Consider the following 10990-nt stretch of genomic DNA (forward strand, 5'->3'; position numbering starts at 1 on the left):
AGCCGAACTGGGCGAACAGCGTGTCGGTCGCCTTGTCGAAGGCGACGACGTAGAAGCCGACGTTCATGTGGCCGTTCCAGTCGATCCACTCGGGCAGGACGGTGGCGCGGTGAATGTCGAGCGGCGCGCCGAGTTCGAGGTCGGGCATGGGATAGGGTGGCACTTTCATGCGGCGGACCGTAGCCAAGCGGCGACGAATCGCAAGGGGAGGAGTCGTGGCTGGGTCGGCGCCCCTTTGGCGGAGTTTACTCCGCCAAAGGGGCGCTCATGCTCATGGCCGGGAGCGCGCCACCCTGTGGCGCTCATGGAGATAGAAGACACGCCGACTGCGGATCGGAAGAAGAGCATGAGCGCCACAGGGTGGCGCGCTCCCAGCGATGAGCGTCATAAGCGGGCAAGACGCCCGCGGTTCGACGAGAGGCGCGTCCTTTCATACCACCGTGACATCAGCTCGATCGCCAGCCAGCTCAGGATCGCGCAGACGAGCAGTGCATTGAAGGCGTTCTGCCAGCCGATCTGATCGACGATCAGAGCGAACACGGTCGGCGAGAAGGCGTTGACCAGCAGGATCGGCGTGGCGATCAGTCCGAGCACCGCGCCGTAGCCCTTGGTGCCGAACAAGGCGAGAGGGACAGCGCCGCGCACGATCGTGATCACGCCCTGCGAAGCACCCAGCAGCACGGTGAAGGCGACAAGCAGCATCAGCTCGCCGTGGGCCAGCATCAGCAGCACCAGCGCAGCCGGGAGGACGCCGATCGCGATGCGCGCCACGGTCATCGCCTTGAGGTTCTTGGCGAAGAAGATCTCGACCAGGCGGCCGGCAAACTGGCCATGCCCCTTCAGCGAGGCGACCCACACCGCGATGGCGCCTGCCAATCCGGCCGCCTCGAGCAAGGGCACCAGCTGCAGGGAAACGACGCCGAACACGAAGCCGTTGAGCGACATGATGAGCGCGAACAGGGCGATGCCGATCGTGCGCAGGCGCCCCTCGAGCGCCGGTGCGCTGTCCGGAGTGGTGGAGGCCTTGACGTCGGCGGGTGCCGCGACCGCCGGATCGCGCCATGTCAGGCCCAGCCAGTTGAGCGGCAGGCAGACGACGAGATTGATCGCTGCAAAAATCGCCAGCGTGCCGCGCCAGCCGTAGGCGTCGTTGAGGTAATGGCCGATCACCCAGAAAATGGTCGAGGCGTAGGCGCCGTAGAGGGTGAGGTAGGAAATGGCCGCGCGGCCGCGACTCGGCACTGCCTGCACGAGCGCGGCGAATGCGGCATCGTAGAGGCAGCAGCGCATGCCGACGCCGATCACCGCCCAGACGGCGATGTACGTCACGACGGCGTGCACCTGCGACAGGGCCAGAAGGCCCGCCGACACGATGATGGTTCCGATCGACATGACGACGCGCGCGCCCACCCGGTCGATCAGCCGTCCGACCCAGGTCGAGATCAGGCCCATGATCACCAGGGCGACGCTGAACCCGAGGAAGATCGTGCCGGTGCTCCATCCGGTGTCGGCGCCGATCGGCTTGGCGAGCACGCCCAGGCAGTAGTAGCTGGTGCCCCAGGCGGTGATCTGGGTCAGCCCCAGCGCATTGACCGAGATGACCAGCGGGTCGCTCCACCAGCGCCGGTGAGGCAGCTCACTATTCATTGGGCGATCGCATTCGGATCATCTTCTTCCGGACCGCGAGCATCTTGCTCCTCATGATGCATGAGCGAGCAAGATGCTCGTGGTCCGGAAGAAAGCAAGAGCTGACTCATCGCCGCCGCTCGGGAATTTCCGACAGGTCGTGGAAGATGCGCTTGCCGTGCCTGCGGCCGGTCGCGACCATGTCGTCGGCGCCGCTCGAGGGGCCGCCGACGCGCAGCACGGCGTCGCACTTGCCGATGAGCTCGCGCGCCACGGGATGGAAGATCTGGTCGAACACGGCGTCGCCGATCGCCCTCGAGCCGGCGCGCCTGAGCAGCGGCAGGGCGAACCATTCGCCGAGCACCGGCAGATGGCCGCGGCGGAACACCGCCAGCGCCATGTCCTCCATGGCGTCGACGTTGCGCTGGATCAGTACCGGGTCGTCGTTGGTGCCGGAGCGGTAGGGTCCGGCCACCAGGATCATGAGCTGCTCGCTCATCACGGGATCTCCAGCAACTCGCGGGCCACCAGCTCGGGCGCCGAGATGATGCAGTTGTGTCCGGCCGCGATCGGGCGATAGCGGATATGCGGCATCGCCTGCACCTTCTCGTGCATGCCGGCCGACACCGGATAGCGCGGGCTGGTGCAGGCGATATAGGTCATCGGCCGGCCATTGCCTGCTGGATTCATGAGCCGGATCGGTTTGGTGTAGCAGGCGACCGGATGGGGCGTGAGCTGGCGATGCGTCCACGCGGCCAGCTCGGGATCGTCGATGATCAGGCTGCCGGCCGGTGCGAACGGCAGCACCTCGGTGTCGTTAACCACCTTGACCAGCGTGCGTCGCTTGGCGGCGATCTCGGCCGGGATGCGGCCAAAGATCGATTGGCCATTCTGGGCGATGCCGCCATCGATGATAACGAGGTGGCCGATGCGCTCGGGAATCCGGTCGGTGACCAGCGAGGCGATCAGGCTGCCGAAGCTGTGGCCGACCAGCACGACGTCGCGCAGGTCCTCCTGCTCCAGGGTCTCGATCGTATCGGCTGCAAACACGTCGTTGTCGTGTGCAGGCGACAGCTCGGCCGCCCGCTCGCCGACGCCGCGAAAGGGCAGGGCGCGGGCGTCGTGGCCGGCGGCCCCGAGCCGCTGCAGCACGAATTGCCACGACCAGGCGCCCATCCAGGCGCCGGGAAGACAGATGTAGGTACGCATCGATGGTCGTCTTAGCACAAGGCAGGCTGCTCACGCTCTTCCGGACCGCGGGCGTCCTGCCCTGAGCTTGGCCGAAGGGTCTCGCTCGCTCATGAACCAGGATGATGCGCTCCACTCATAGGCGTTAAATTTGGGGGTCGTTCGCTGGGAGCGCGCCACTCCGATGGGCTCTTCTTGGTGATTACACATCCTATGAGCGCCACGGGAGTGGCGCGCTCCCAGCAAAGTGGCGACGTCGATGGGCAAAGTTAGCGCCTATGAGCGCGCCACTCCCGTGGCGCTCTTCTTGTCGATTACGCATCCCATGAGTGCCACGGGAGTCGCGCCCGCGGTCCGGAAGAGCATGACGTGCTATCGTACGGCCATTCAGGAGGATCCCATGGCCACCAATCGTCGCGTTCTGCTGAAGTCGCGTCCGCAGGGCGAACCGACGCCCGCGAATTTCGAGATCGCCGATGCGCCCGTGCCCGAGCCCAAGGAGGGCGAGTACCTGTCGCGCACGATCTGGCTGTCGCTCGATCCCTACATGCGTGGCCGCATGGCCGAGACCAAGGGCTACGCCGCCAACGTGACTCTCGGTGACCCGATGGTCGGCGGCACCGTCGGCCAGGTCGTCAAGTCGAAGCACCCGTCCTTCAAGGAGGGCGACTTCGTCGCCGAGTATTCGGGTTGGCAGAGCTACGCGGTGTCGAACGGCTCCGGCGTGATGAAGCTCGATCCCGGCGGCGCGCCCCTGTCCACGGCATTGTCCGTGCTCGGCATGCCGGGGATGACGGCATGGTGGGGCCTGATGCAGATCGGCAAGCCCAAGGCGGGCGAGACGGTGGTCGTTTCCGCGGCGTCGGGGGCGGTCGGCTCGGTGGTCGGCCAGCTCGCGAGGCTGCATGGCTGTCGCGCCGTCGGCATCGCCGGCGGCAAGGACAAGTGCGACTACGTCGTGCAGGAGCTGGGCTTCGACGCCTGCGTCGACTATCGCGCCGCCGGCGCCAACCTGTTCAAGGAAATTCGCGCCGCCGCGCCCAAGGGCATCGACATCTATTTCGAGAATGTCGGTGGCGCCGTGCAGGCCGCCGTCGTCCCGCAGCTCAACGACTTCGCGCGCGTGCCCCTGTGCGGGCTGATCGCGCACTACAACGAGATGCAGATGGGCGCCGGGCCGGACTGGCGCCTGCTGCTGATCAAGCGCGCCACCGTGACCGGCTTCATCGTGTCCGACCATTTCGGCCAGATGGAGGGCTTCTGGAAAGAGGTTCCCGCCGCAGTCAAGGCCGGCAGGATCAAGTATCGCGAGGACATCGTGCGGGGCATCGATAGCGCTCCCGAGGCGTTCATCGGCCTGCTGAAGGGCAAGAACTTCGGCAAGCTCCTGGTGCAGGTCTCGGAAGACCCGACGCGTCGGTAAGCGCATCGCGGGTTCATGTGCCGTCCTGCAGCGGCGAAGGGGCCATAGTCTTTGCTGGGAGCGCGCCACTCCGATGGCGCTCATCGGACGTGTGATCACCAAGAAGAGCGCCATCGGTGTGGCGCGCTCCCAGCCATGACCCCTCCGCCGACGATGACGGCGACACCTCCCCAGCTTCGCCGGGGAGCAAAATGATCGGCCTCAGGCGCGCTTCTTCAGCGCCAGGCCGATGGTCAGCCAGCCCGAGCCGATGAAGATCAGGTCGATGCCGAGGAAGATGCCGAGCGTGTAGACGCTCGAGACCGGCCACTTGGCGATGATGATCAGGCCGAGCAGCAGGGTGATGATGCCCGACACCACGACCCAGCCCCACGGCTTGCCGGCCTCGCGCATGTGCCAGGCCAGGAACATGCGGACGATGCCGCCGACCATGAGCGCCACGCCCAGGAACAGCGTGAGGATGGTCGCCGCCTCGAACGGGTTCAGGATGCAGATGACGCCGGCGCCGACATAGAGCAGGCCGAGCAATAACCAGAAAGCGAACCGACCCCACGACTTGACGTTGAAGGCGGCGATGATCTCGGCCGCGCCGCCCATGATCATCATGATGCCGATGATCAGCACGGCCGAGGCGGTGGCAGCCATGACACTGCCGAGCGCGATCACGCCGGCGATCATGAAGATGACGCCCAGCGCCACGATCCAACCCCACTTGGCACGCAGCGTGCCGATGCCCTGGCCCAGATTGTGCGGGGAGGGGCTGTTCGCCATCGTCATGTCGTTCTCCTTCTCTGCGGAACGGCCGGGCGAAGAATACACGCCGTCGATGGCGCTGTCGCGACGGCTGTGGGAAAGTGCGGCAATTCCAGAGCTGCAGGCAGAGATGACCGAATCGAAGAAGCAACCGCCGGTGCCCCGGCCCGCCACCACCGTGCTGCTGCTGCGGCCGTCGCGCCGCGGCGATGCCGCCTCGCCGCCCGAGGTCTTCATGGTGGTGCGCCATCAGCAGATCGACGCCTTCTCGGGCGCACTGGTGTTTCCCGGCGGCAAGCTCGAGGACGCCGATGGCGACGCGCGGCTGCGCGCGCGCTCGACCGGGGCGGCGACGCTCGGCGACGAGGAGCTGAAATTCCGCATCGCCGGCATTCGCGAGGCTTTCGAGGAGTGCGGCATCCTGCTCGCCCACAAGCGCGGCTCGAGTGCTCTTGTTACTGCCGCCGAGCTGGCGCCGATCGAGCAGCGCTGGCGCGACAGGCTGGCCAGGGACGAGGCCAGCATCGTCGATCTCGTCGAGGCCGAGGATCTCGAGCTGGCGACCGAGCTGATGACGCCATACGCGCACTGGATCACGCCGGTGTTCGCACCCAGGCGCTTCAACACCTGGTTCTTCGTCGCCGAGGCGCCGGCCGAGCAGGATGCCCTGCACGACGGCTCGGAATCGGTCGATTCGGTGTGGATCGCCGCTCAACAGGCCATCGACGAAGCCCAGGCAGGCCGGCGCACCCTGGTCCATGCCACGCTGAAGAACCTCGAGCTGCTGGCCGAGGCGGATACCGTTGCCCAGGCGATCGCACAGGCCAAGGCGCGCCGCATCGTCACCGTGCAGCCCTGGGTCGAGAGCCGCGACGGAAAGCGCTACATGCACCTGCCGCCGGACTCGGGCTATCGCAACGTGGTGCGGGAAATGCCGCCGCAGCCAGTTCCGCAGACCGGGCGGTAATTCCACGTTTTTGGCAGCTGTGCTCATTTGCGGCTCGCCCCGCCCGCCGGGGCGCGCTAAGAGCGGAGACATAAACGCTCGTTCATGAGCCGGCTGCTGCCGGACAGCCAGGAGGAAAGAGAAGAATGGTCGGAATCGTGGCCTATGGGGCCTATGTGCCGCGCCTGCGTCTCAACCGTCAGGCGGTGTACGACGCCAACAAGTGGTTCGCCGCCGGCCTGCGCGGCTTGGCCAAGGGCGAGCGGTCGATGGCCAACTGGGACGAGGATTCGATCACCATGGCGGTCGAGGCTTCGCGCGACTGCCTGACCAGCCACAAGGCCGAGGACGTGCGCAACCTCTACTTCGCCTCGACCACGCATCCCTTCAAGGATCGCCAGAACGCCGGCGTGGTCGGCACGGCGCTCTCGATCGAGCAGAACCTGCTGGCGTCAGACGTCGGCGGCTCGCAGAAGGCGGGCACGTCGGCGCTGATCGCCGGGCTCAACGCTTCGAAGGACGGCGCGCCCTCACTGGTCGCGGCCGCCGACAAGCGCATGGCCCGCGTCGCCTCGGCCAACGAGCTGAACTACGGCGATGGCGCCGCGGCCTTGCTCTGCGGCACCGAGAACGTGATCGCGAGGCTCGTGGGCCATCACTCGGTGTCGATGGATTTCGTCGACCATTTCCGCGGCGAAGAGAGCGATTTCGACTACGGCTGGGAAGAGCGCTGGATCCGCGACGAGGGCTACTCGAAGATCGTGCCGCCGGCGATCAAGGCTGCCTTTGCAACGTGCAAGCTGAAGGGCAGCGACATCACCCATTTCATCATGCCGAGCCCGATGCCGGCCGTGCCGCGGCAGATGGCCAAGATCTGCGGCATCGCCGACGGCTCGGTGCGCGACCTGCTGGGCGCCACGCTCGGCGACACCGGCGCGGCGCACGCGCTGGTCATGCTGGTCGATGCGCTGGAGACCGCCAAGGAAGGCGACAAGATCATGGTCGTCGCTTTCGGCCAGGGGGTCGACATCCTGGTGTTCGAGGTGACGGCGGAAAACGCCAGGCTGCCCAAGCGCAAGGGGCTGTCGGGCTGGATGGCGCGGCGCAAGGAAGAGAAGAACTACCTGAAGTTCCTCGCCTTCAACGAGATGCTGCCGATCGAGAAGGGCATGCGCGCCGAGTTCGACAAGAAGACCGCGCTGTCGGTCCTGTGGCGCAAGCGCGACATGATCTACGGCCTGGTCGGCGGCAAGTGCAAGGTGTGCGGCACGGTGCAGTTCCCGCGCACCCAGGTCTGCGTCAATCCCAACTGTCATGCCGTCGACAGCCAGGATCCTTATCCGATGGCCGGCCTCGAGGCGAATGTAATGTCGTTCACCGCCGACTCGCTCACCTACTCGCCGGATCCGCCGGCGTACTACGGCATGATCACGTTTCCCGAGGGCGGCCGCTTCATGGCCGACTTCACCGACAGCGACAAGGAACAGGTGAAGGTCGGCGCCAAAATGCGCATGACCTTCCGCATCCGCGACAACGACACCATGCGCGGCGGCTTCAAGCGTTATTTCTGGAAGGCGGCGCCGCTGTGATTCATCGCCGGGAGCGCGCCACTCCGTGGCGCATCATGAGCGCCACGGAGTGGCGCGCTCCCGGCAAAGAATGCGTTGAAGTGATAGTCTGAAACCCCCACCACCACACCAAGGAGACCTGCAATGGCTCGTGGTATCAAGGACAAGGTTGCCATTCTCGGCATGGGTTGCTCGAAGTTCGGCGAACGCTGGGACAGCGGCGCCGAGGAGCTGATGCTCGAGGCGTACAAGGAATGCATCGCCGACGCCGGCATCGATGCCAAGCAGCTCAACGCCGCGTGGTTCTCGACCGCGATCGACGAGGTCCATGTCGGCAAGTCGGGCATCCCGCTGTCGATGACGCTGCGCCTGCCCAACATCCCGGTGACGCACGTCGAGAACATGTGCGCCTCGGGCACCGAGGCGTTCCGCGGCGCCTGCTATGCGGTCGCCTCCGGCGCGGCCGACTTCGCGCTCGCGCTCGGCGTCGAGAAGCTGAAGGACACCGGCTACGGCGGCCTGCCGGGCGGCCGCGGCGGCCCGCTGCAGGCGCTGTGGCACGCCAATGGCACGGCGCCGGGCAACTTCGCCCAGCTCGCCACGGCCTATCAGACCGCGCACGGCGTCAGCGCCGACGACCTCAAGCGGGCGATCGGCCACGTGTCGTGGAAGAGCCATCAGAACGGCGCCAAGAACCCCAAGGCGCATCTGCAGAAGGCGGTCGAGATGGATACCATCCTGAACGCGCCGATGATCGCCTCGCCGCTCGGCCTGTTCGACTGCTGCGGCGTCTCGGACGGCGCGGCCGCCGCCATCGTCACCACGCCCGAGATCGCCAGGTCGCTGGGCAAGCACAACCTGGTCAGCGTCAAGGCGCTGCAGCTCTCGGTGTCGAACGGCTCGGAGTCGGGCCACAACTCGTGGGACGGCAGCTACTTCCACACCACCCGCATCGCCTCGAAGAAGGCCTACGAGGAGGCGGGCATCAAGGATCCGCGCGCCGAAGTCTCGATGTTCGAGGTGCACGACTGCTTCTCGGTCACCGAGCTGGTGACCATGGAGGACCTGCACATCTCGGAGACCGGCAAGGGCTGGAAGGACGTGCTCGACGGCTTCTACGACGCCGACGGCAAGATCCCGTGCCAGATCGACGGCGGACTGAAGTGCTTCGGCCATCCGATCGGCGCCTCGGGCCTGCGCATGCTGTACGAGATGTACCTGCAGTTCCAGGGCCGCGCCGGCGCCCGCCAGCTCAAGGATCCGCGTATCGGCATGACCCACAATCTCGGCGGCTCGCCGCGCGAGAACGTGTCCAGCATCGCCATCGTCGGCCGCTTCGAGTAGCCGACTCATCCTCTTCCGGACCGCGGGCGTCTCGCCCGCTCAAGCTCATGAGCGGGCAAGATGCCCGCGGTCCGGAAGAGTTCCCAGGCTCACGGCATTCGCGCCCTCTCCCTTGAATGGGCGAGGGCGTTCGTTTCAGGTTTCGAGGGAGAGGAAACGGGCAATGCAGCTCGACAAGAAGGTGATTGGCCACGAGTTCAAAGCGTTCAAGGCCACGGCGGAAGCCGGCAAGGTGAAGCTCTTCTGCAAGGCAATCGGCGAGGAAGATCCGATCTACGCCGACGAGGCCGCGGCCAAGGCTGCCGGCTACAAGAAGGTGCCGGTGCCGCCGACCTTCCTGCAGGCGCTGACCAATGACGATCCGGAGAAAGGCGGGCTGTTGCGCCTGCTCAACGTCGACATCGGCCTGATCCTGCACGGCGAGCAGCACTACGATTACTACGCGCCGGTCTATGTCGGCGACACCATCACCTGCCAGCAGAAGGTGACGGACATGTACGACAAGAAGGGCGGCGCGTTGTGGTTCGTGGTCTCGGAGACCACGATGAAAGACCAGGCCGACAAGCTCGTGGCCAAGGCCACCAGCATCACGGTCGTGCGCAATCCCGACGCGGCCAAGAAGTGACGGAGGAGACCATGGTTGCCGTTCCCAAGTTCGACCAGGTGAAGGTGGGCGATCAGATCAAGCCGATCGTGCTGCCGCCGATCACCCGTCATCAGCTCGCTCTCTATTGCGGCGGCTCGGGCGACCACAACCCGATCCATGTCGACATCGATTTCGCCAAGAAGTTCGGTTTCAAGGACGTGTTCGCGCACGGCATGCTGTCGATGGGCTTCCTGGGCCGGCTGGTCACCAGCTACGCGCCGCGCGATCGCATCCGCCGGCTCGGCACGCGCTTCACCTCGATTACCTGGGTGGGCGACGTGATCACGCTCTCCGGCAAGGTCACCGGCAAGCGCGAGGAGAACGGCGAGAAGCTGATCGACCTCGAGGTCAAGTGCACCAACCAGAACGGCCAGGACACGCTGCAGGGCCACGCCACGGTCGCGGCGGCGTAGCGTTTTCAAACGCCTCCCCCGTCACACGGGGGAGGTGCCCCGTCTTACGGGGCGGAGGGGGAAGGCCTCAGTCGAGATTTTCGTGGTTCCGGCGTCGGAATTCATGAAAACCATTCTGCGGCTTCCCCCTCCGGCCCTGCGGACCACCTCCCCCGGAAGACCGTAAGACGGAGGAGGAAGGTGAAAATCACGAAGGAGAAGACACAATGGGTCAGATGGACGGCAAGGTGGCGATCGTCACCGGCTCGGGGCGCGGCATCGGCCGCGAGATCGCGCTGCGCCTGGTGCGCGCCGGCGCCAGGGTGGTGATCAACGACATCGACGAGGCGCCGGCCAGGGAGACCATCGCCGAGATCGAGAAAATGGGCGGCAAGGCGGTGGCCTGCAACGGCGACGTCGCCAAGCCCGATTTCGGCGACCGCATCGTCAAGACGGCGGTCGACGCCTTCGGCGGCTGCCATGTCGTGGTCAACAACGCCGGCTATACTTGGGACAGCGTCATCCAGAAGATGACCGACGAGCAGTGGTACGCCATCCTCGACGTTCACCTGACCGCGCCGTTCCGCATTCTGCGCGCCTTCCAGCAGCACTTCCGCCAGGCCGTCGAGAAGGAGCGGTCGGAAGGCAAGCGCATCGTGCGCAAGGTCGTCAACATCTCCTCGACCTCGGGCGTCAACGGCAACGCCGGCCAGTCGAACTACTCGGCCGGCAAGGCCGGCATCATCGGCCTGACCAAGACCCTGGCCAAGGAGTTCGGCCGCTACGACGTGACGGTGAACGCCGTCGCCTTCGGCTACATCCAGACCCGCCTCACCAAGCCGCTCGCCCAGGGCGAGGACGGCGAGATCGAGGTGCAGGGCCGCAAGGTCAAGATCGGCGTGCAGGGCGGCCGCATCGCCGCCATGAACCAGATGATCCCGCTCGGCCGCGGCGGCCTGCCGGAAGAGGCGGCCGGCTCGGTCTACCTCTTCTGCAGCCCCGACAGCGATTACGTCAGCGGCCAGTGCCTGGTGGTGAACGGCGGGCTGTAAGCGACAGGCGACTTGCGATTGCAGCCGGAGAGGCGACCGACAGGTCGCCTCT

The 10990-nt window shown here is 66.1% G+C and carries 12 protein-coding genes; 7 read left to right on the forward strand and 5 right to left on the reverse strand.

Annotated elements, in window-relative coordinates:
• From AB7O82_RS32790 to AB7O82_RS32805, 4 genes are all read right to left on the reverse strand, one after another.
• A partial coding sequence (locus AB7O82_RS32790; protein ID WP_428621275.1) for a thioesterase family protein occupies positions 1 to 169 on the reverse strand: 169 nt, incomplete at its 3' end.
• 215 nt (positions 170 to 384) lie between these two features.
• Positions 385 to 1647: an MFS transporter gene (locus AB7O82_RS32795; RefSeq protein WP_428621272.1), complete on the reverse strand. Its 1263-nt coding sequence runs from the start codon at positions 1645 to 1647 to the stop codon at positions 385 to 387.
• Positions 1648 to 1753: 106 nt separating this feature from the next.
• On the reverse strand, positions 1754 to 2125 hold the full coding sequence (locus tag AB7O82_RS32800; protein ID WP_428554315.1) for a DUF4406 domain-containing protein: 372 nt from the start codon (positions 2123 to 2125) through the stop codon (positions 1754 to 1756).
• Positions 2125 to 2835, reverse strand: coding sequence for an alpha/beta fold hydrolase (locus AB7O82_RS32805; RefSeq protein WP_428554312.1), 711 nt, complete (start codon positions 2833 to 2835; stop codon positions 2125 to 2127). The genes AB7O82_RS32800 and AB7O82_RS32805 overlap by 1 nt, the downstream gene beginning before the upstream one ends.
• Positions 2836 to 3214: 379 nt before the next feature.
• Here AB7O82_RS32805 and AB7O82_RS32810 point away from each other — a divergent pair, with 379 nt between their 5' ends.
• The gene (locus AB7O82_RS32810; protein WP_428554310.1) at positions 3215 to 4237 is read left to right on the forward strand and encodes an NADP-dependent oxidoreductase; all 1023 of its coding nucleotides are present in this window, start codon (positions 3215 to 3217) and stop codon (positions 4235 to 4237) included.
• Between the two features lie 201 nt (positions 4238 to 4438).
• Here AB7O82_RS32810 and AB7O82_RS32815 read toward each other — a convergent pair whose 3' ends face one another.
• Positions 4439 to 5014, reverse strand: a complete 576-nt coding sequence (locus tag AB7O82_RS32815) for an HdeD family acid-resistance protein (protein WP_428554307.1) — start codon at positions 5012 to 5014, stop codon at positions 4439 to 4441.
• On the opposite strand from AB7O82_RS32815, the gene AB7O82_RS32820 reads away from it, so the two are divergent.
• The 6 genes from AB7O82_RS32820 to AB7O82_RS32845 all read left to right on the forward strand — a co-directional run bounded on the left by AB7O82_RS32820 (position 5013) and on the right by AB7O82_RS32845 (position 10938).
• Complete coding sequence (locus AB7O82_RS32820) at positions 5013 to 5957, forward strand: NUDIX hydrolase (RefSeq protein WP_428554304.1); 945 nt, start codon at positions 5013 to 5015, stop codon at positions 5955 to 5957. The two genes, AB7O82_RS32815 and AB7O82_RS32820, sit on opposite strands and share 2 nt — an antisense overlap.
• A 125-nt stretch (positions 5958 to 6082) precedes the next feature.
• Positions 6083 to 7525: a hydroxymethylglutaryl-CoA synthase family protein gene (locus AB7O82_RS32825; protein WP_428554302.1), complete on the forward strand. Its 1443-nt coding sequence runs from the start codon at positions 6083 to 6085 to the stop codon at positions 7523 to 7525.
• 123 nt (positions 7526 to 7648) lie between these two features.
• On the forward strand, positions 7649 to 8848 hold the full coding sequence (locus AB7O82_RS32830; protein ID WP_428556091.1) for an acetyl-CoA acetyltransferase: 1200 nt from the start codon (positions 7649 to 7651) through the stop codon (positions 8846 to 8848).
• A gap of 163 nt (positions 8849 to 9011) precedes the next feature.
• A complete protein-coding gene (locus tag AB7O82_RS32835) occupies positions 9012 to 9473 on the forward strand; it encodes a MaoC family dehydratase N-terminal domain-containing protein (protein ID WP_428556089.1) in 462 nt (153 codons plus the stop codon).
• A gap of 11 nt (positions 9474 to 9484) precedes the next feature.
• Complete coding sequence (locus tag AB7O82_RS32840; protein ID WP_428556087.1) at positions 9485 to 9907, forward strand: MaoC family dehydratase; 423 nt, start codon at positions 9485 to 9487, stop codon at positions 9905 to 9907.
• 206 nt (positions 9908 to 10113) lie between these two features.
• Positions 10114 to 10938, forward strand: coding sequence for an SDR family NAD(P)-dependent oxidoreductase (locus AB7O82_RS32845; RefSeq protein WP_428621273.1), 825 nt, complete (start codon positions 10114 to 10116; stop codon positions 10936 to 10938).
• Positions 10939 to 10990: the final 52 nt, after the last annotated feature.

Source organism: Reyranella sp., from assembly GCF_050185545.1.
In the GTDB taxonomy this organism is placed as follows: Bacteria; Pseudomonadota; Alphaproteobacteria; order Reyranellales; family Reyranellaceae; genus Reyranella.

Coding starts and splice junctions, on each gene's coding strand:
- AB7O82_RS32795 (WP_428621272.1), bottom strand. CDS start 1,647: ATGAATAGTGAGCTGCCTCACCGGCGCTGGTGGAGCGACCCGCTGGTC.
- AB7O82_RS32800 (WP_428554315.1), bottom strand. CDS start 2,125: ATGAGCGAGCAGCTCATGATCCTGGTGGCCGGACCCTACCGCTCCGGC.
- AB7O82_RS32805 (WP_428554312.1), bottom strand. CDS start 2,835: ATGCGTACCTACATCTGTCTTCCCGGCGCCTGGATGGGCGCCTGGTCG.
- AB7O82_RS32810 (WP_428554310.1), top strand. CDS start 3,215: ATGGCCACCAATCGTCGCGTTCTGCTGAAGTCGCGTCCGCAGGGCGAA.
- AB7O82_RS32820 (WP_428554304.1), top strand. CDS start 5,013: ATGTCGTTCTCCTTCTCTGCGGAACGGCCGGGCGAAGAATACACGCCG.
- AB7O82_RS32815 (WP_428554307.1), bottom strand. CDS start 5,014: ATGACGATGGCGAACAGCCCCTCCCCGCACAATCTGGGCCAGGGCATC.
- AB7O82_RS32825 (WP_428554302.1), top strand. CDS start 6,083: ATGGTCGGAATCGTGGCCTATGGGGCCTATGTGCCGCGCCTGCGTCTC.
- AB7O82_RS32830 (WP_428556091.1), top strand. CDS start 7,649: ATGGCTCGTGGTATCAAGGACAAGGTTGCCATTCTCGGCATGGGTTGC.
- AB7O82_RS32835 (WP_428556089.1), top strand. CDS start 9,012: ATGCAGCTCGACAAGAAGGTGATTGGCCACGAGTTCAAAGCGTTCAAG.
- AB7O82_RS32840 (WP_428556087.1), top strand. CDS start 9,485: ATGGTTGCCGTTCCCAAGTTCGACCAGGTGAAGGTGGGCGATCAGATC.
- AB7O82_RS32845 (WP_428621273.1), top strand. CDS start 10,114: ATGGGTCAGATGGACGGCAAGGTGGCGATCGTCACCGGCTCGGGGCGC.